At 59.9% G+C, this 18616-nt stretch carries 16 protein-coding genes and 1 tRNA gene; 4 read left to right on the forward strand and 13 right to left on the reverse strand.

The window, feature by feature from the left end; translation table 11 throughout:
* Positions 1–176 precede the first annotated feature (176 nt).
* Positions 177–1334, forward strand: a complete 1158-nt coding sequence (locus HMPREF2528_RS08055) for an SGNH/GDSL hydrolase family protein (RefSeq protein ID WP_246823918.1) — start codon at positions 177–179, stop codon at positions 1332–1334.
* Positions 1335–1477: 143 nt separating this feature from the next.
* Here HMPREF2528_RS08055 and HMPREF2528_RS08060 read toward each other — a convergent pair whose 3' ends face one another.
* Positions 1478–2083, reverse strand: coding sequence for a phosphatase domain-containing protein (locus tag HMPREF2528_RS08060; protein WP_005508133.1), 606 nt, complete (start codon positions 2081–2083; stop codon positions 1478–1480).
* 276 nt (positions 2084–2359) lie between these two features.
* Positions 2360–3208, reverse strand: a complete 849-nt coding sequence (locus tag HMPREF2528_RS08065; RefSeq protein ID WP_049356725.1) for a DUF8185 domain-containing protein — start codon at positions 3206–3208, stop codon at positions 2360–2362.
* Between the two features lie 206 nt (positions 3209–3414).
* Here HMPREF2528_RS08065 and HMPREF2528_RS08070 point away from each other — a divergent pair, with 206 nt between their 5' ends.
* Positions 3415–4323, forward strand: coding sequence for an acyl-CoA thioesterase (locus tag HMPREF2528_RS08070; RefSeq protein WP_070543698.1), 909 nt, complete (start codon positions 3415–3417; stop codon positions 4321–4323).
* A 135-nt stretch (positions 4324–4458) separates the two neighbouring features.
* On the opposite strand, the gene HMPREF2528_RS08075 is transcribed toward HMPREF2528_RS08070, so the two are convergent.
* Positions 4459–5034 (reverse strand): HdeD family acid-resistance protein, encoded by a 576-nt coding sequence (locus HMPREF2528_RS08075; protein ID WP_246823919.1) that lies wholly within the window; start codon positions 5032–5034, stop codon positions 4459–4461.
* 247 nt (positions 5035–5281) lie between these two features.
* Entirely contained in the window at positions 5282–6961 is a 1680-nt protein-coding gene (ettA, locus tag HMPREF2528_RS08080; RefSeq protein WP_005508129.1) for an energy-dependent translational throttle protein EttA, read from the reverse strand.
* 93 nt (positions 6962–7054) lie between these two features.
* Here ettA and HMPREF2528_RS08085 point away from each other — a divergent pair, with 93 nt between their 5' ends.
* Entirely contained in the window at positions 7055–7471 is a 417-nt protein-coding gene (locus tag HMPREF2528_RS08085) for an MmcQ/YjbR family DNA-binding protein (RefSeq protein ID WP_049358458.1), read from the forward strand.
* 699 nt (positions 7472–8170) lie between these two features.
* Here the strand turns inward: HMPREF2528_RS08085 and HMPREF2528_RS08090 are convergent.
* From HMPREF2528_RS08090 to ffh, 8 genes are all read right to left on the reverse strand, one after another.
* Positions 8171–8458: an antibiotic biosynthesis monooxygenase family protein gene (locus HMPREF2528_RS08090; RefSeq protein WP_049349078.1), complete on the reverse strand. Its 288-nt coding sequence runs from the start codon at positions 8456–8458 to the stop codon at positions 8171–8173.
* A gap of 209 nt (positions 8459–8667) precedes the next feature.
* Positions 8668–9618, reverse strand: a complete 951-nt coding sequence (trmD, locus tag HMPREF2528_RS08095; RefSeq protein ID WP_070543700.1) for a tRNA (guanosine(37)-N1)-methyltransferase TrmD — start codon at positions 9616–9618, stop codon at positions 8668–8670.
* 3 nt (positions 9619–9621) lie between these two features.
* Positions 9622–10284 (reverse strand): ribosome maturation factor RimM, encoded by a 663-nt coding sequence (gene rimM / locus HMPREF2528_RS08100; RefSeq protein WP_005505693.1) that lies wholly within the window; start codon positions 10282–10284, stop codon positions 9622–9624.
* Between the two features lie 193 nt (positions 10285–10477).
* Positions 10478–10723, reverse strand: coding sequence for an RNA-binding protein (locus tag HMPREF2528_RS08105; RefSeq protein ID WP_005505691.1), 246 nt, complete (start codon positions 10721–10723; stop codon positions 10478–10480).
* A gap of 2 nt (positions 10724–10725) precedes the next feature.
* Entirely contained in the window at positions 10726–11148 is a 423-nt protein-coding gene (gene rpsP / locus HMPREF2528_RS08110; RefSeq protein ID WP_005505689.1) for a 30S ribosomal protein S16, read from the reverse strand.
* A gap of 243 nt (positions 11149–11391) precedes the next feature.
* On the reverse strand, positions 11392–11877 hold the full coding sequence (locus HMPREF2528_RS08115) for an NUDIX domain-containing protein (protein WP_049342093.1): 486 nt from the start codon (positions 11875–11877) through the stop codon (positions 11392–11394).
* Positions 11878–11889: 12 nt separating this feature from the next.
* Complete coding sequence (locus tag HMPREF2528_RS08120) at positions 11890–14715, reverse strand: hypothetical protein (protein ID WP_070543701.1); 2826 nt, start codon at positions 14713–14715, stop codon at positions 11890–11892.
* 118 nt (positions 14716–14833) lie between these two features.
* Complete coding sequence (ffh, locus tag HMPREF2528_RS08125; protein ID WP_049342095.1) at positions 14834–16414, reverse strand: signal recognition particle protein; 1581 nt, start codon at positions 16412–16414, stop codon at positions 14834–14836.
* A 346-nt stretch (positions 16415–16760) separates the two neighbouring features.
* On the opposite strand from ffh, the gene HMPREF2528_RS08130 reads away from it, so the two are divergent.
* A tRNA-Leu gene (locus HMPREF2528_RS08130) sits at positions 16761–16843 on the forward strand.
* A 208-nt stretch (positions 16844–17051) separates the two neighbouring features.
* Here HMPREF2528_RS08130 and pyk read toward each other — a convergent pair.
* A complete protein-coding gene (pyk, locus tag HMPREF2528_RS08135) occupies positions 17052–18515 on the reverse strand; it encodes a pyruvate kinase (protein WP_070543702.1) in 1464 nt (487 codons plus the stop codon).
* Positions 18516–18616: the final 101 nt, after the last annotated feature.

The following is an 18616-nucleotide window of genomic DNA, read 5'->3' on the forward strand; positions in this document are numbered from 1 at the left end:
GACGTTTCTATATGGGGGGTATGCCGGTTCTATTTTGAGTTGCGCCCCAAGTCGCACACCGGTTTGCATACCGAGTCTAAAATATTGTCACTGCGGTGCATATTTTTTGTTATTTTCATTTGAATATCCCTCAAAAGCTCTCTACTTGGGGTTGCGCCTATCGTATACTGTTGTGCATGCCTTCTATCAAGTCTCCTATCGCGAAAGTTTCTCTGACCGGCACAATCCTTGCTGTGGTTGCCGCCGGTTCCTTTGGCGTGTACTCCGCAGGAGGCTTCACCGCACCCGGTAGCACCGCTGCTACCGCTGCTACGGGCGCCGAGCCTACCCAGTCGGCGCAGGAAAGCCCCAGCGAGTCCCCCTCCCCCGAGCCGACTCCGGAACCGACCACCCCGGCGCAGAAGATGGAACGCACCGCGCAGAACGCCTTCGGCAAGGAGGGTGCGCAGGCAACCGGTGAGATTCAGGCGCCGTTCCCCGCCTCCGCTGATGCCGCCGACATGCTGGTTCAGCAGTTCAAGGGTGGCGTGGTCATGTACACCCCCAAGTACGGTCCGGTTGCGGTGGAATCCGGCGTCTACGAGCACTGGTGGAAGCAGCGCGGGTACAGCGACTTTGCCGGTTGGGAGGGTCTGCCGGTGAGCTGGCGATCCAAGAAGGGCGTTCTGTACACCAAGTTTGAGAAGGCTGAACTCTACTGGGATAAGGCGAACGGTCTGCCGCGTAACACCAATGTTCTTGGCCCTAAGGACGCCCTAGTGATTGGTGACTCGCAGGTGACCGCAACCTCCTGGGTTGGTTTGGGTCTGAAGCAGGCAGGTTTCGTCCCGTACCTGTTCCGTTGCGGCGGCATCGGTTTTGTGACCGCCCGCGAGGGTGTGTGCCCTTCCTACTATCAGGGTGTGATGGGTGGCCGTTGGGCTCTGCCGAACGGTAACCCCGGCGTGATTTACCTGGACGCCTCCGGCAATGACATTTACATTCACGAGGATGAGACGAAGGCTCGCGAGCACGTGAACGCTCACCAGACTCAGGTCATTGAGCAGCTGCGACGTATGTACCCGTCGTCGAAGATTGTGTTCGGTGGTGTGGTGTCTATGGATGAGGCGTCTGCACCGGATAAGCAGGTGGCACATAAGCGTCACGTGGCAAACGAGGTGGCAAGGCAGGGTGCCCGCGAGACCGGCGTGCTGTTCATGGACACCTCGGGCTGGCAGAGCCTCTACCTGGCTGAGGGTGACATGGCTGATGGCGTGCATCTGAAGGAGAAGGCGCACCATAAGCTGGCGGGCCCCTTTGCGACTCGTCTGCGTGAACTGCTCGGCACCGCGTAAACTAACTGTGTAATCAGCCGAGTACATCAGCTTCGATCAACGCATATAGCATTAGAATGAGGCGCCGGGAGGATTGAATCCTTCCGGCGCCTCATTCGTTTGAGTGGGTTACCCACCGCAGCTCTCAAGTTGGTGTGCGGGTTTTATGCCGCGACGTTTGCCTGGCGTTCCTTCGCCTCGGCCTTCTGGTGTGCGAGCACGCCCTCCGCAAGGCGACGCTTCTGACGCTCACGAGCGGCTTCCTTCTCACGCTGCTCGGCAGCCCAGGCGACCGGGTCAATGTCGATCGACTCGTAGTGCCATTCGCCAATGTAGTCGCGAATCGGGGCGACCCAGGTGACGGGAATGCCGCGGCGCAGGTACACCTCGTGGTCGGTGTCTTCAAAAGCGTGGATAATGCGGTTGCCGTCAGCAATCAGGGACTCAATGACGGAGTCCTTCCATGCGGGGCTGTTGGAGCCGTCGTTGCCGGGCTTAGCGAACACGTGCTTGGGTTCCAGACCTGCGCGGGCGATGAACTGGTTCAATTCCTTCATGTAGGTGCCATCGCGGCCGGTAATTACTACGACCTCTGCGCCGGTGTCTGCCGCGATTTCGCGAACACGGTCGGCAATTTCAACATTGACCGTGGCGTTGCGGATGGCCTTGAAGAATCGGCGGTTGCTTGCGAAGAAACCGGTCAGGTACTTGTCCATCTGATCTCGGTTGCTGGCAAGGGTACCGTCAATGTCGACTGCAATCAGATCCATATAGGTCTCACTTTCGATCCGTACGGGAAGAATGCGCCTGGTGAGGGCGCGGCGGAAGAGTTCCCGTGCGGTGTGGCTGGTAATCGGTGTGTCAAAGACGCCCCGGTGAAAGGGCGTAGTCTCTCTAGAATACCCTATTTTCGTAAAGTAATGCCCTATCGAATGTCATTATTACAACTACCCCGTTGATGTCATACGGCATAGAAAAACCGCTGGTGGCGTAGGCAAAGAGCCCACACCACCAGCGTAAAAAGTCTAGAAATGTCTCGAGGAAAGTTAGAGCAGCGAACCGGAACCGCGGCGCACCAGCACCATACCGGCGGGCGCCACAATGCGCAGCCACTCCTCCGAACCTACGTGCGCCGCGAACAACGGCAGATCGCCCGTGAAGCCTTCCGGGATGAAACCAAACACGCGCAGGGCGAATGCCGCGCCGGTCGGTACTAGCACAGTATCGAACTCAGGTAGGTATTCCAGCACCATATCGGAGGACCAAATACGCGAGCGCACCGTGGACAGCACCGCGGCGCCGGGGTTCTCGGGCAGGGCGCGTTCTACCGCCTCCAGGCCCTCTGCGGTGGCGCGGTGGAACTCTTCAACCGGGACGGTACCGACCTCGTACCAGCCGCTGAGCGGGGCGGACTTACCCGCCCAGCTGGCGTTGACGGTCACCGGCGGCATGAACAGCACCAGCTGCGGGTTCTCTTCGTTAACCTGCTCTTCTGCCTGCTTCTGCAGACGCGCCAGACGGTCCAGCAGCGCCTGCGCCTGTACGGTCATGTCCAGGGTGGAGTCAGCCAGCAGGTGCAGGGCACGCAGACCCATGATGACCGGGGTTTCCGAGGAGGCGTCCTCCGGCTCCAGGGAGCAGGCGAATACCGCCACCACGCGGCCGCGCGCGGTCAGGCGGATAGCGGCGTCCGGGTTCACCGCCAGGGCGCGAGAAATGTAGGTGGCAAGATCCTTGACTACTGCGGCACCCTGGGCGCCGCCGGGCAGAATCAGGAAGGGTTCCTCCACGCCTTCGTGGGGGTTGTACCTGAGCTCGATAGGTGCGGGCGCGTTGTTCTGGTCGGGAGCGTTGTCCTGTGCGGTATCAGGGGTAGTTTCAGACGGCGTAGTCATTTCTGCTCCTTTTCGGCGTTAGCCTGCCCGGTGGCAAGTTGGTGGGTGATATATGCGATGGTGTGTGAAATAGATGTTCCGGATCGATAATCCGGGTCAATATTTCCTAGTCAATGTTCCGAATCAACCTGTCGTGGTTGTCTCAGAGTATGCTCTCCCACTCTACGCCAGAAACCGGCTCATTGAAAACGTGCGAGAATAAAACCATGACCAAGCCCACTGTGACTCAAAACCTCATGCGGATGCTGGACCTCTCCCCCGTGGAGGCGGCGCCCGCCTCCTTCGGTAGTGATGAAGTGTCCACCGGTGTGACGCTCACCCGCGAACAGCCGCGTACTTTCGGTGGTCAGGTTCTTGCCCAGTCGATTATTGCCGCCGACCGCACGGTGGAGGGCAAGGACATCCACTCGATTCACGCCTACTTTCTGCGCCCCGGCGATATTGAGCGTGAGCTGTTCTTCGCCACTCAGCGCCTGAACGATAGCCGCTCCTTCTCGACCCGCCGCGTGCAGGTGTTCCAGGATGAGGCGCCCATGTTCTCGGCGATTATGTCTTTCCAGTCTGATAGCCGCGGCCCGGAGCACACCGCAGTGACCATGCCGGAGGTTCCGGACCCCGAGTCACTGCCGATGGTCAGCGATTATCTGGGCCAGCTCCCCCACCCCATTGCACAGGCGGTCGCGTGGGAACGCCCCATTGATATGCGACACGTGGACGCGCCCCTGTACACTCAGCCGGATTCTTCCTCGACGGAGCCGCGTGCCTGTGTGTGGTTCAAGACCTTTGACCGCCTGGTGCATGCTGATGGTTCTGAGGCTTCGGAGGCGGAGCACCGCGCCGCTATCGCCTATGCTTCGGATTATCTGCCGCTGGAGCCGGCTCTGCGCCATCACGGCAAGTTCTGGCTGGAGCCGGGCCTCAAGAGCGCCTCGCTGGATCACGCGATGTGGTTCCACCGTTCGGCGCGTGCCGACGAGTGGCTGCTGTACGTGCTGGATTCCCCGAGCGCGCAGGGCGGCAGGATGCTCGCGCAGGGTTCGATTTTCAATCGTTCTGGCGAGCTGGTGGCGACCGTGGCGCAGGAAATGATGTTCCGCCTGCCCGAATATCGCTAAAGCTCGGGCGCCGTTAGGGCTCCGGTACAGCGACAGCTCGGAGCGTCAAAGCATACAGAAAGACCGTGTGAGGTGGTTGTCTCACACGGTCTCTCCTATGTTCTAGTGTACGGTCTAGAAGCCGTTAGGAAGCTCTTATCTAGCTTCGATGTCAATCGCACCGTCCGGGGAAATATGCACGGTGCTCTTGGTGCGGCGGGAAACGAAGAAGTCACCCACGAACACCAGACCGGTCACCAGAAGCCCCAGGGCTGCCATCCATACTGCCGCCACGCCGAAGATCATCGGGAACAGCAGCACGAGCAAACCCAGGATCAGGGTACCGATAGCAGAGAACTGCAGGTGGCGTCCGGCGGCGTAGCTCAGGTATTTCATGGCCTGGGCAGTCATCAGACGAATCAGTGCCCACGCAATCAGCCACACGCCCACAATAGTCGGAATGTACGTCGCCTGCGCACCAGCCGAAGCGCTCAGCAGAATCAGACCAGCCACCACGGTCAAGATGCCGTCAACCAGGTCCCAGCCGGTACGTGCCTGCTTTGGCGTGCCGAAGTAACGCACCACTTCAAACACGCCACCGAGCAGCACCGCAAAGGAGAACACATAACCCAGAACTACCAGCGGAGTAGCGGGATCGGCGAACATGTAGATTGCCGCTGCAATCAGCAACAGACCGGTGACCAAGGACATCCAGTTATATTTTGAAAGCATAATGCTCTTCTCTTCGTAATCACATGTGTCAGTTGCACTTACGTGCATACCCATTATAAACCGTGAATATGAAATCCGCCACGATATATCGGTCGCCACTGAGCGAACTATTTCTACCGACGAATAACCCACCACGTAGCGGAACAACACGTGAGATAGCAGGACTATACCCCTTCCCCAGCAGACACAGCGAAGCCCCGCCTCCTGCGTCATAACAGCATCAGGAGGCGGGGCTTACCACCAAACCCTATCGGGTCAGCTTGCGGTGCACCACGCGGTGCGGCTTAGCAGCCTCAGGGCCGAGGCGCTCAATCTTGTTCTTCTCGTAGGACTCGAAGTTACCCTCGAACCAGTACCACTGATCCGGGTTCTCATCGGTGCCCTCCCACGCCAGGATGTGGGTTGCCACGCGGTCCAGGAACCAACGGTCGTGAGAGACGACCACTGCACAGCCGGGGAATTCCAGCAGCGCATTTTCCAGGGATGCGAGGGTCTCAACGTCCAGGTCGTTAGTGGGCTCATCGAGCAGCAGCAGGTTACCGCCCTGCTTGAGGGTCAGCGCCAGGTTCAGACGGTTACGCTCACCACCGGAGAGCACACCCGCCTTCTTCTGCTGGTCCGGACCCTTGAAGCCGAACGCGGAAACGTACGCACGCGAAGGCATTTCAACGTTGCCGACCTGGATGTAGTCCAGACCGTCAGAGACGACCTCCCAGAGGCTCTTCTCCGGGTCGATGTTCGCGCGGTTCTGGTCAACGTACGAGATCTTCACGGTCTCGCCGACCTTCAGCTCGCCGCCGTCGAGGGGCTCCAGGCCAACGATGGTCTTGAACAGGGTGGACTTACCCACACCGTTAGGACCAATCACACCCACAATGCCGTTACGGGGCAGGGAGAAGGACAGGCCGTTAATCAGGGAGCGGCCGTCGAAGCCCTTCTGCAGGTTCTCAGCCTCAATAACGACGTTACCCAGGCGGGGTCCCGGAGGAATCTGAATCTCTTCGAAGTCAAGCTTGCGGGTCTTCTCAGCCTCCGCAGCCATCTCCTCGTAGCGTGCCAGACGAGCCTTCGACTTAGCCTGGCGGCCCTTAGCGTTGGAGCGGACCCAGTCCAGTTCCTCGCTCAGGCGCTTAGCGAGCTTAGCGTCCTTCTTGCCCTGAACTTCGAGGCGGGAGCGCTTCTTCTCCAGGTAGGTGGAGTAGTTACCCTCGTAGGGGTACAGGTTACCGCGGTCAACCTCAGCGATCCACTCGGCAACGTGGTCGAGGAAGTAACGGTCGTGGGTAATCGCGATGACGGCACCCTCGTAGGACTGCAGGTGCTGCTCCAGCCAGAGCACGGACTCTGCGTCCAGGTGGTTGGTGGGCTCGTCGAGCAGCAGCAGGTCGGGCTTCTGCAGCAGCAGCTTGCACAGTGCCACGCGGCGGCGCTCACCACCGGAGAGGTGGGTGACGGGCATGTCAGCGGGCGGGCAGCGCAGCGCCTCCATTGCCTGCTCCAGCTGGGAGTCGAGGTCCCATGCGTTAGCGGCGTCGATAGCTTCCTGCAGCTGACCCATTTCTTCCATGAGGGCGTCGAAGTCAGCGTCGGGCTCAGCCATGAGAGCGGAGATTTCGTTGAAGCGGTCCAGCTTGGACTTGATTTCGCCCACGCCTTCTTCAACGTTGCCCAGAACGGTCTTCTCTTCGTTCAGCGGCGGCTCCTGCATGAGGATACCCACGGTGTAGCCTGCGGTCAGGCGTGCTTCACCGTTGGAGGGCTGGTCGAGGCCAGCCATGATCTTCAGGATGGTCGACTTACCCGCACCGTTCGGGCCAACCATACCGATCTTGGCGCCGGGGAAGAACGACATCGTCACGTCGTTAAGGATGACCTTGTCGCCCACAGTCTTGCGGGCCTTGATCATCTGATAAATAAATTCAGCCATAGTTACCTATTTTAGCGTGGATTTGCCGGGCAGTACGAGAGTTTTTGGTTGCGTGCTAGGCGGGGTACCGTGCGGGGCACTAGACTCAAAGCTATGAGCACAAACCCCTCCCCCAAAGTTCTGCGGCCCGAGGACCTGGAGCAGACCCTGTACCGCATCGCGCTCGCCATGCCGCTGGCAACCTCTGACCAGCCGTTCGGGCCCGAGCACACGGTGTACCGGGTGGGCGGCAAGATCTTCGCCATGTACACGGAGGGCATCGGCTACCCCATTGTGAACCTGAAGACCGACCCGGAAGAGTCGGAGGTGCTGCGGCGCATCTACCCGAGCATTATTCCGGCATGGCACATGAATAAGCGGCACTGGATCTCTGTGGGAGCCGGCGAGGGCGTGACCGAGCGGGTGCTAGAAGAGCTGGTGGAGGATGCGTATCTGCGCGTCATGTACTCGCTACCCAAGGCGAAGCGACCCATCGAGTTCCGCGAGCGCCCAGTGCCCGAAAAGCATTAGGGCCTGAAGGAATCTTTTAAACAGCGGAGCGGGCGAGCACCGGTCCGGACCACCGGCTTGCTCACCCGCTTTGCAAAGCACATTCCTATCCGCGGCTGGGAGGGTCATCAACCACGATGAACGCTCGAACCACCAAGCTCCCATCCCATATATTGCGGGGTTCCGCACCATGCACCACTTGTGTGAATACGTGATAGTTGAGTCGGCGCCCTTGCCAGACCTTCCTATGCAGAGGAGGCGCTGACCTGGGTGCACTGAATATTTCCCTTGAGTGACTCAGCTACGTCATGCGATGTAGCTGAGAGGGGATCGCTGTCTTCGCCCGAACTACCGGCACGGACGAATGTGTGCTCTCGGGAATAATAATAGCCTTTTTGCATCACGGTGTCACTTTTAGGTTGAGGTATTCCACCGGTTCCCATTGAGCGTATTTCAGGTGTTTTATAGCGCCGAACCCACATATCCAATCACAGCGAAATACCTGCGGATTTTAAGCCCCGAAAAATCAAGGAGGGGCCGCCCTAAACCCTCCTTATATCGCCTCCACATGGGCTAATACCCACTTAAAGCAATATTCAGAAAAGTTAGTGCAGCCCCTCACTATTTGAGATAAAAATGAGGTAAACCCCTGCTCAGAGCGATTACCGGCGGGGTTTATCTATTAATTCCCCAGAGTGACCGGTTACTCGCCGCGACCCGTTACTCGCTGAACTCCACCTTCTCGAAGCTCATGGTGCCATCAGCGTGAGAGACAACAGTATTCGGGTCACGCTCACGACGAGCCGCCGCATACGCATCGTGGCTTGCCTCATCAACCCAGCGGGTCACCACAAAGTAGTCGCCGCCCTCATCCAGGGGGCGCCACAGCTCAAAACCCTCAAAGCCGGGGAAAGAGTCAGCGATGTGGCGAGCAGCGGCAAAGCGCTTCTCCAGCTCATCACGGTTGTCGCCAACGACAGCCAAACGGTGAACCTTAACAACGGACATGTGTCCTCCTTCTGTTGAGTACATGCTTTCAACGATGAAAGCGGGTTACAACCTCGCATCAGCTATAGATGAGCTATGTTCTTAGCGAGGTTAACCTCAGAATAACGGTTCGCGGGCACAAAAAATAGGGGTTAGCGCCAACTAACAGTTATATGACGCTAACCCCCATTCAGAGAATTATGAGGCACCCACAGGCACCCGTTCGAAGCTTAGGATTCCGGCTGGGTCTGCACGGTATTAGGCTGCACGGTATTAGACTGTGCAGTATCAGGCTGTGCCGCCTGAGCCGCGCTATCAGCCTGCGGTGCGGGGTTCTTCTTCGCCTTCTTCTGAGCCGCCTTCGCCGGGTTCGCAAAATGCACCCCACGCTCAGCCAAGAAGCGGCGATCCTTCTTATCCCACTGCTCCACCGGGTACGCCTCCAACAGGTCCGGGCGGCGCTCCAGGGTGCGCTCAATCTGACGGTCACGACGCCAACGCGCAATCGCACCGTGATTACCCGACAGCAGCACCTCCGGCACCTCACGGTCACGCCACACGGCGGGCTTCGTGTACACCGGGTACTCCAGCAGACCGCCCGTGTGCGACTCCTCCTCCAGGGAGGCGGGGTTACCCATCGCGCCCGGAATCAGGCGGGTGATAGCCTCAATCATCGCCATGACCGCGACCTCGCCACCGTAGAGCACGTAATCGCCCAGGGACACGGGCATCACGCGGAAGCTCTCCTGCGCCCAGTCCAGCACACGCTCGTCAATGCCCTCGTAGCGCGCCGGAGCGAAGACAATATGCTTCTCCTCCGCCAGCTCATACGCCATCGCCTGATCGAAAACGGCACCCGCCGGGGACGGGACAATCAGCAGCGGGCGGGTATCAGCGGCGGGTTCGACAGGCTCGGCACCCTCAGTAGAGTCTTCGGAAGCGTTCAGCGGGGAGGCGGCAAGCACCTCGTCCAGCGCCAGACCCCACGGCTCCGCCTTCATCACCATGCCAGCGCCACCACCGTACGGGGTGTCATCCACCGTGCGGTGACGGTCAAACGTGTAATCGCGCAGGTCGTGCAGGTGCAGGTCCACCAGGCCCTTCTCGCGCGCCTTACCCAGCAGGGACAGCTTCAGCGGCTCCAGGTACTCGGGGAAAATCGTGACCACATCGTAGCGCACGGACTACTCCCCCGCCTGCTCGGTCGCCTGCGCAGAATCCTGCTCAGCGTCCTCGACCAGGTCAATCAAACCCGCCGGAGGGGTCAGCAACACAAAGCCGGGCTCATCCTCGGTCGAGGGAACCACCTCGGGCACAATCTCCTCAACAAAAGGAATCATGATCTCTTCACCCGCACCGGAGGCAAGACGCGGCGAACGAGCCAGCTTAATCAGCAGCAAATCCTGAACCGGCATGGTCTGCAGACCGGTCACCTTACCCAGCGGCTTGCCCACAGCCGGGTTATCCACGGGGCTCTCACCCTCGGGAACGTCCGCCAGCAGGTACACGGGCAGGTTCACCAGCTCCTGCTCGTAGAAGCCCTCTTCATCGCCCTCGTCCTCGGGAACCTCGTAAACCAGGCGGCTACCGCGCAGCTCCTCAGCCTGGTTGCGGGTAGTCACCTCATCAAAACGGACCACCAGAATCTTCTTGTTCCAGCGGGCACCGGCAACCGTCAGCTCACCGGTAGGCGCCACAGAAGCGGCAGCAGAGCCGGGCTTGAAATTCTCGATACCGAGCACCTCACCGCGGGCAAAACGCTCCTGCGGGGCATCAGTAAAGAGCTGAACCGTCACCTCACCACGAATACCGTGAGGCTTACCGATACGAGCCACCACAACCTGCATAATTTTCCTCCGCTGGATACAAGCTAAAAACCTACGCCGTGCACGTGCACGGCTCCCACTATTCTACCGGGCACTTAGGACGGGCGCATTCTGCCGCCCGCGCTACAACCGGGACCGCTACCGGGACCGGGGTACGCGAAAGCCCCCGCCTTCCGGAAAAACTCCGGGAGCGGGGGCTTCAAGCGTTTACGAGCTAGCGTCGCTTTTTGTCGGTGTCGATAATGTCGATACGCATCGGCTCGCCATCAGAAATAGCGTCCATCACCAGACGGATGCTCTTGGCGGTACGACCAGACCTGCCGATAACTCGGCCCAGGTCATCCGGATGCACGCGAACCTCAAGGGTTTCACGGTGACGCTGAGTGCGCAGGCGCACCTTCACGTCCTCCGGACGATCGACAATCCCTCGAACCAGGTGTTCGAGTGCGTCAGCCAACATAATTACTCAGCTGCTTCCTCAGCCTCAGCCTCGGGTGCTGCTTCCTCAGCAGCCTCTTCAGCCTTCTCAGCCTTGGGGGTGATAGCCTCGGGCAGGATCACGGAACCCTTTTCGGGAACAACGAACTCAGCCTTAGCCTCGACGGGCAGAACCTTGGACTCTGCCTTCTCGCCCTTGAATGCAGCCCAGTCACCCGAGAGCTTCAGCAGAGCCAGAACCTGCTCGGTCGGCTGTGCGCCGACGGAGAGCCAGTACTGAGCACGCTCAGAGTTGATCTCGATACGCGAGGGGTGCTCGGTCGGGTGGTAAATACCGATCTCTTCGATGGTCTTACCGTCGCGCTTGACGCGCGAATCAGCGATCACGACGCGGTAACGAGGATCGCGGATCTTACCCATACGCTTGAGACGAATCTTAACAGCCACTTTAGTGGTTACTCCTGTTTCATAATTTGGTGCGAGGCACACGGTTCAGCACCCGTGGGGCGGGCCATTCACGGCGCCTCTATGGACACAACGGCGCGCGAAGAGAGGGGTCGCGCGTCGCCGGGTACTCAGCTAGGGTATCAGAGCCCAAGATTTTAAGCTAGCGACACGGAAAAATAATTGCCCAAGGCACCGAACATCACTTTATAAACAGCGTTCTGCGCCCCGTGATGAGCCCGGCCGCTAGTCGAGGTTGCTCATTTCCAGAGTCTCCCCCGTCTCCAGGGCGCGGTAGCACTCACGCAGACGCTCCACCATCGACGGACGCACATAGCCCTCCAGGTTCTCCGGAGCAACCCACTCATAGGTCACCAGCTCAGCATCCTGCAGGGTAATCTTCGTATCCGCCGCAATCACGCCGCCGTCATACATGTAGTAGGTCGAATCGCCCCACACGCCCAGCGACAAGCCGTGGAAAATCAGCAGCATGCGGCCCAGCTTCACATCCAGGCCCAGCTCCTCCACAATCTCACGCTCACAACCGGGCTTGGGCGCCTCGCCAGCCTCCACGGTGCCGCCGGGAAGAATCCAGCCGTCCTTATAGTTCGGCTTCACCAGCAGCATCTCGCCGCGCTCATTACGAATCAGCGCGCCCGCCGCCAAACGGCGCGTGGGGAGGGTCGCGATAAAAGCCTTCAGCTCTTCATCGCTCAGATAGGAATCCTTCATGGCTTCTTTCCTTTAGCGGTCGGTTTTCTTCGCAGCGCGCTGCCTGATGCTACGCACTATACCCAGGGCACGCTCACGCAGTCCAGAGGGTGCCTGCTCCGTGGACGGGGCGGCATCCTCCACCGTGCGGTAGTGGCCCTCACGCAAATCATCAATCAGAGTGCGCTTGGTCGAGGGTTGTTCCGAGGTAGCATCGCCAGGATGCACCAGCTCAGCATCCGCTACCGGGCGGGCATGCTTCTTCAGCTGAGTCTGTTCGAAAGAACGCAGAACCGTCGGAATCAGAGCCGACTCGACCGTAGCGTTCAGCGCAAAGAGCGCGGCAGCCACCGAGAACTTACGGCTCGCCTTACCCTGCGCGCGGCGGCGGCGCGCCACATTCGCCAGGGTCAGGGCAATAGCGCTCTGAGCCGTCACATCCGCGCCCAGGACAAGACCCACGCGGCGGGTCTTCGCACGAATCTGCTCCGGAGTCAGGCGCTTTTTCGAGGCAGGCTTCTTCGAGACAGACCACGCGGAGGGGGATGCCTGCGTTGCCTGAGACGGAACATCTTCAGCAGATGCGTTCTCAGACGGTGCATCATCAGATCCCGCGGCATCAGAAGGCGCGTCCTCAGCATGGTTCGCCTCGGACTGCGATGCGGAAGACTGGCTGGAGTACGGTGCGAGGGCAGCCCTCAAATGGGCAAGAACAGCTTCTTCTTCCTCCGGGGTGAACTTCCTGCCACCCGTAGGCTGCGCGTCGTCCCTATCGAAATCACGGTCCTGCTCGTAGGGACCCTCGAAGTCATCAAACGGCTCAGAGTCCAGGAAGTCTTCTTCCTCATCAAGAGCGTCTTTCGGGAAAGACATGTGCGTGTACTCGAAGGGAATATGGCCTTCGCTGATGGCGTCCATCCACTCGGCGAGGGTCACGCGGCGGCCGGTCGCCACCAGTCGGTAGCTACGCTCCATGGGCGAGGGGAAGTTACCCGGGTAGGGTTCAATCTCCTCGTCATCCTCGAAAGAATCATCCTCTACGGGGGTGCTCTCGGAGAAAGTAGCCTCGGCGACCGAGTCTTCCAGCGGGAAGGTAACGTCCAGGGCTTCAGAAGTCTGTGCCTCATCAGCCGAATCAGCTGCGTCGGCAGAGTTAGTCTCAGCAGAGTCAGCCGCAGGCTGCGCGAGCTCCTCATCCTCGTTGCCGAAGACGCGAGCCGTGCTAATCGAAGCCACATCAAAACCGGTGGTCGGAACCAGCGCCAGCTCGGTGGGAACGTCCAGTAGCTGTAGCACCGACTCCAGCGCCAGGATATTGCTCGTATCGCGCAGGTACGCGTTCAGGCGGCGTCCGGTAATGGAATCAGCCTCCACACCAAACATCGCCATGACATTAGCGATGCCCTGCTCGATTTCTTCCTCATCGGAACCGAAAATCTTCGAACCCGAAAGCTCCGGGGCGCTACCGGGAAGCTCCGACAGCAGATCCTCCAACACGCCGCCAAAACGTGCGACTTCCTCACGGCTGAGGGCACGGTTCAGGCGCTTAGGCACACGCTGCCAGGTGAACTCCTCCACGATGTTCTCGTAGGGTTCGCCGAACGCCTCCAGGTACCACTCCTCATCCGAGTAGGGGTCGCGGGCGGGCTCTTCATAGACCACCAGGTGCTGCTGGTTCGAGTTGCCCTCAGCAATCAGGGCGTTGCAGTTCAGCAGGCCCAGCAGCGCCATCAGGTCCACCGGGTCGGCAGAAATGAGAGTCCACTCCCCCGCCGGCGCGGCAACAACCTGCCGAGTACCGGCAGGAAGGTACGCCAAAAGAAGCCCGGTAATCATGTCAATGGGCAGGTCGACGAGCATGGCGGCGTCGCCGTCCACCAGGAACTCCAGCTCACCCTGCCCACCGGGCAGCTCCTCCCACACGGTCGCCTCGCCCTCCAGGGCGGCACCGGTGACCGGCAGCTGATCCACCAGCTGCGCCACGTAATCCTCAACGGGGGTACCCACGTGCAGGTGGCCGTCAGCGACCTCCAGCACGTTCATGTAGCCCTCATCATCCACAGCGCACAGCACGTAGAGCTGTACCTGATGCTCACCCATCTCGTAAGCAATCAGCTCCGGGGAGGCGGCAGTCGCCTCAATGAGGGCGGCAATCAGCTCCTCATCGGTGGTGGAACGAGCCATGATGCGGCGGCGCTGAATCTTCTCCTCCAGCTCCATGGTCTGCTCGATGCGCTCATTGCGCTGCTTCTCGGCGGTGCGCTCCGCATCCTGAGCGCGCAGGTATTCGGGGCTATCCGATTCGCCGGTTCCGGCGGGCGCGGGGGCACCGTCCCACATGCCGGTGAGCTTATCGACGGTCCACTCTTCGCTCTCCAGGGCGGCGGCAAGGCGGTCAACCTTCGTGCGGTCGTTCCAGGCGCGCTGCTTATCGGGGTCTTCTGCCTTCACCTCATCGTGCATGCTGCGGGCTTCACGAATGAGGTTCAGGATAGTTGCGGCAACATCGTCGACCGCGGGGTCGTCGCTCTCGCTGGAGTAGACGAGGTCGCCCGCCAGTTCGGCGGAGTGCTCCCCGTACTCGAGGGCGATACGCGCCCAGACGGGGGTGTACCCGGGAAGGATGCTCGAATCATTGTCGAAGCCGTCCGCAAAGTCATGTGCGATGCCGTCTTCAAGATCGCCCGCGAGGTCTTCCGAGAAGTCGCCTGCAGGCTCCTCTATAGACTCAGCGGCAGATGCACCGGCAGGGTCCTCTACAGCATCATCAGCGAAGGCGCGCTGAGACCACGGCGTGACCTGCTCATTCAGCTGATCACCCGCGTTCTCTCGATCCCAATTCTGCTCGTTCTGAGCCATTGATACCTTCCCTTCACACACCCATTCATATGCCCAAACCGGGCACCATACCGGTACGGGTGCGCCCCGTCACTACGTGCGCACCCGTACCACCCCTTACCGGGGCTCATATTTGCTCTTACTGCAGGAACTTCTCGAAGCCCTTCGGCAGGTTCATGCTGGACAGATCCATCTCCTGGTTCTGAGCCTGCTGACCGAATGCAGCACCGGCGCGAGCCTGCTGCGCCTTAGCTGCTGCCGCCTCCTGCGCCGCACGCTTCTGCGGGTTGCCGGAGCGAGCCTTCTTCTTCTTGTTGTTGTTCTTCGCGTTTTTACGAGCGCCACCGGCCGCAGCTGCCATACCGGGCATCTGCATACCACCGGGCATGCCGGGCATCTTGCCCGAAGCGAGCTTCTTCATCATCTTCTGAGCCTGAGCGAAACGCTCCATCAGCTGGTTCACCTCAGACACGGTCACACCCGCACCCTTAGCGATACGGGCACGGCGAGAACCGTTAATGATGCGCGGAGCCACACGCTCATGCGGGGTCATGGAGCGAACAATCGCCTCCACGCGGTCAATCTCGCGCTCGTCAAAAGCCTCAAGCTGCTGACGCATCTGAGCCGCACCGGGCATCATCATGAGCAGCTTCTTCATGGAACCAAGCTTACGGATCTGCTGCATCTGAGCCAGGAAGTCCTCAAAAGTGAAGTCTTCCTGATCGATGAACTTCTTCGCCATGCGGTCGGCTTCAGCCTTATCCCACTGAGCTTCAGCCTGCTCGATCAGAGTCAGGATGTCACCCATATCCAGGATGCGGCTTGCCATACGGTCCGGGTGGAACTGCTCAAAGTCAGTGACGTTCTCACCGGTGGACGCGAACATAATCGGCTTGCCGGTCACCGAAGCCACCGACAGAGCCGCACCACCGCGGGCGTCACCATCAAGCTTAGACAGGACCACACCGGTGAAGTCCACACCCTCGTTGAAGGCGTTAGCGGTGTTCACGGCGTCCTGACCGATCATCGCATCGATGACGAACAGAACTTCGTGCGGCTCAATAGCGTCACGAATGTTACGTGCCTGCTGCATGAGCTCAGCGTCAACACCCAGACGACCCGCGGTATCGACAATCACCACGTCGTGCAGCTTAGCGCGAGCCTCAGCCACACCGTCACGCGCCACCTGCACGGGATCGCCGGTGGGTACGTCAAACTCGCTGGTCACACCGGGGTGCGGCGCGTACACGGGCACGCCCGCACGCTCACCAACAACCTTCAGCTGGGTCACCGCGTTGGGGCGCTGCAGGTCGGATGCAATCAGCATCGGGGTGTGGCCCTGGCCCTTCAGCCAGTGAGCCAGCTTGCCCGCCAGGGTGGTCTTACCGGCACCCTGCAGACCCGCCAGCATGATGATGGTCGGGCCGCTCTTCGCCATGTTGATGCGGCGGGTCGAACCGCCGAGGATGCTCACCAGCTCCTCGTTCACGATCTTGACGATCTGCTGGGAGGGGTTCAGTGCCTCGGAAACTTCCGCACCGAGAGCGCGTTCCTTCACGTGGGCGGTAAATTCGCGGACCACGGGGACGGCGACGTCAGCGTCGAGCAGGGCGCGGCGGATTTCGCGGACGGTTGCATCAATGTCTGCCTCGGAGAGGCGGCCCTTGCCGCGCAGGTTCTTAAAAGTTGCCGTCAAGCGGTCGGAGAGAGAATTGAACACGAGCCGTGATCACTTTCTTAACGTTGAGGTGGCCCCCAGCCGCGAAGGCGAACGGGGATGGTTAGTCAGTCTTTAAGGATACAGGATGCGCGCTTTCTCCCCCGCCTCCACTGTGGATAAGTGGCGCCGGTTCACCCTGAGCTCAGGATTTACACTCAACGTCCCCTCCCGCACCCCTCAGCAAATGTGTGGCAGGTACCAGACTTACCCCCTCATAGAGGCGCGACAGAAACCCTCAGTAGATGTTCCGCGCCCCGCCTCAGCCTGCTCAACACGTCAGATAGATTAGATTTTCTAGACAGCCTGGGTTAGAATTCTAAAGGTGTTACGCACGAATGCGTGATACGCCCGAGTGGCGGAATTGGCAGACGCGCCTGACTCAAAATCAGGTTCTTCGGAGTGTGGGTTCGAGTCCCACCTCGGGCACCAACGCAAAAGCGGCGGGAAAGTTTGAAGCTTTCCCGCCGCTTTTCTGTATCCGCTCCTGTACCCCACCCGCACATCGGATGCGGCAACAATAAAGGCACAAGAAACCGCCGCCCGGCCGTGAATTCACGACCGGGCGGCGGTTCTATATACCGAGCGTACAGACTGAGGATTACCCTCAGCTACGCATCGAAAAAGATTGGTGAGCGGCTTAGCGCTTGACCTCGTTCTCCTCGTAAGGACGCAGAGCCTCGCGCTCGCCCTCAGCACCGTAGACGCGGTGTACCTGAACCATGTTGGTGGTACCTGCGCGGCCTGCGGGAGCACCGGCAGCAACGACGACCAGGTCGCCAGCTTCTGCCAGACCGTTCTTCAGCAGGTACTCGTCCACGAAGTGGAACAGACCTTCCTGATCGGTGATCATCTCAACCTGCTCAGCCTCAACGCCCCACAACATGGACAGGAAGGAGCGAACCTTCGAGCTGGTGGTGAACGCGACAATCGGGGTCTCGGGACGCAGACGTGCCAGACGACGTGCGGAGTCACCGGACTGGGTGAAAGTAACGATGAGCTTTGCATCCAGCTGGTCAGCGATGTTCACAGCTGCGCGGGTGATTGCGCCACCGCGGGTGCGGGGCTTGCGGTCCAGCTCGGGCACGCGGTACAGGCCGCCCTTTTCGGTATCCTGAACGATTGCAGCCATAGCCTGCAGGGTCAGGATCGGGTACTTACCGACCGAGGTCTCACCGGAGAGCATCACAGCGTCTGCGCCGTCGAGGATTGCGTTAGCGCAGTCAGAAACCTCTGCACGGGTGGGGACGGGGTTGTCGGTCATGGACTCGAGCACCTGGGTTGCCACGATGACAGGCTTTGCCCAGCGGCGTGCCATGTCGATTGCCTTCTTCTGGACGAGGGGAACCTCGGAGAAGGGCAGCTCAACACCGAGGTCACCACGAGCGACCATGATGCCGTCGAACTTGTCGATGATGTCCTGCAGGTTCTCAACTGCCTGGGGCTTCTCGATCTTGGCGATGACGGGTACGCGGATACCCTCTTCGTCCATGATCTTGTGGACGGGGTCAACGTCTGCGCCGGTACGGACGAAGGAGAGTGCAATGATGTCTGCACCCATCTTCAGTGCGAAGCGCAGATCGTTTGCGTCCTTCTCGGTCAGCGCGGGCAGGGAGACTGCTGCGCCGGGCAGGTTGATGCCCTTGTTGTTGGAGATCGGGCCACCGACGACCACGCGGGTGCGAACGCGGGTGGGAGTTACCTCAATAGCTTCGAGGCGAATCTTGCCGTCGTCGAGCAGGAGCTTGTCGCCGAGCTTTACGTCGCCGGGCAGACCCTTGTAGGTGGTGCCACAGATTTCTGCGGTACCTTCAACGTCTTCGGAGGTGATGGTGAAGTCTGCGCCGGGCTCAAGGTATTCCTTGCCGTTTGCGAAACGCTCGAGGCGAATCTTGGGGCCCTGCAGGTCGGCGAGGATAGCAACGTCCTTACCGAGCTTTGCAGACTGGTCACGGATGGTGTCGTAGCGTGCCTGGTGCTCGGCGTGGTCACCGTGGCTCATGTTCAGACGGGCGACGTTCAGGCCAGCCTTGATTGCCTCGGAGATCTTCTCGGGGGACTCGATTGCCGGACCGATGGTTGCAACGATTTTTGCGCGCCTCATGTACCTAACCTTTGTGTGTTGTTTCATGTGGCCCCTGAGGGCTCACACTGATTTTCCGGGGAAGACTAATGTCAAATTCCCAATTATTCCCACGTGTTCTA

This window comes from Rothia sp. HMSC078H08 (genome assembly GCF_001808955.1).
Classification (GTDB): domain Bacteria; phylum Actinomycetota; class Actinomycetes; order Actinomycetales; family Micrococcaceae; genus Rothia.

Coding starts and splice junctions, on each gene's coding strand:
- HMPREF2528_RS08075 (WP_246823919.1), bottom strand. CDS start 5,034: ATGCTTTCAAAATATAACTGGATGTCCTTGGTCACCGGTCTGTTGCTG.
- rimM (WP_005505693.1), bottom strand. CDS start 10,284: ATGCAGGTTGTGGTGGCTCGTATCGGTAAGCCTCACGGTATTCGTGGT.
- ettA (WP_005508129.1), bottom strand. CDS start 6,961: ATGGCTGAATTTATTTATCAGATGATCAAGGCCCGCAAGACTGTGGGC.
- HMPREF2528_RS08070 (WP_070543698.1), top strand. CDS start 3,415: ATGACCAAGCCCACTGTGACTCAAAACCTCATGCGGATGCTGGACCTC.
- pyk (WP_070543702.1), bottom strand. CDS start 18,515: ATGAGGCGCGCAAAAATCGTTGCAACCATCGGTCCGGCAATCGAGTCC.
- HMPREF2528_RS08120 (WP_070543701.1), bottom strand. CDS start 14,715: ATGGCTCAGAACGAGCAGAATTGGGATCGAGAGAACGCGGGTGATCAG.
- HMPREF2528_RS08065 (WP_049356725.1), bottom strand. CDS start 3,208: ATGACTACGCCGTCTGAAACTACCCCTGATACCGCACAGGACAACGCT.
- HMPREF2528_RS08055 (WP_246823918.1), top strand. CDS start 177: ATGCCTTCTATCAAGTCTCCTATCGCGAAAGTTTCTCTGACCGGCACA.
- HMPREF2528_RS08085 (WP_049358458.1), top strand. CDS start 7,055: ATGAGCACAAACCCCTCCCCCAAAGTTCTGCGGCCCGAGGACCTGGAG.
- HMPREF2528_RS08060 (WP_005508133.1), bottom strand. CDS start 2,083: ATGGATCTGATTGCAGTCGACATTGACGGTACCCTTGCCAGCAACCGA.
- HMPREF2528_RS08090 (WP_049349078.1), bottom strand. CDS start 8,458: ATGTCCGTTGTTAAGGTTCACCGTTTGGCTGTCGTTGGCGACAACCGT.
- HMPREF2528_RS08115 (WP_049342093.1), bottom strand. CDS start 11,877: ATGAAGGATTCCTATCTGAGCGATGAAGAGCTGAAGGCTTTTATCGCG.
- HMPREF2528_RS08105 (WP_005505691.1), bottom strand. CDS start 10,723: ATGTTGGCTGACGCACTCGAACACCTGGTTCGAGGGATTGTCGATCGT.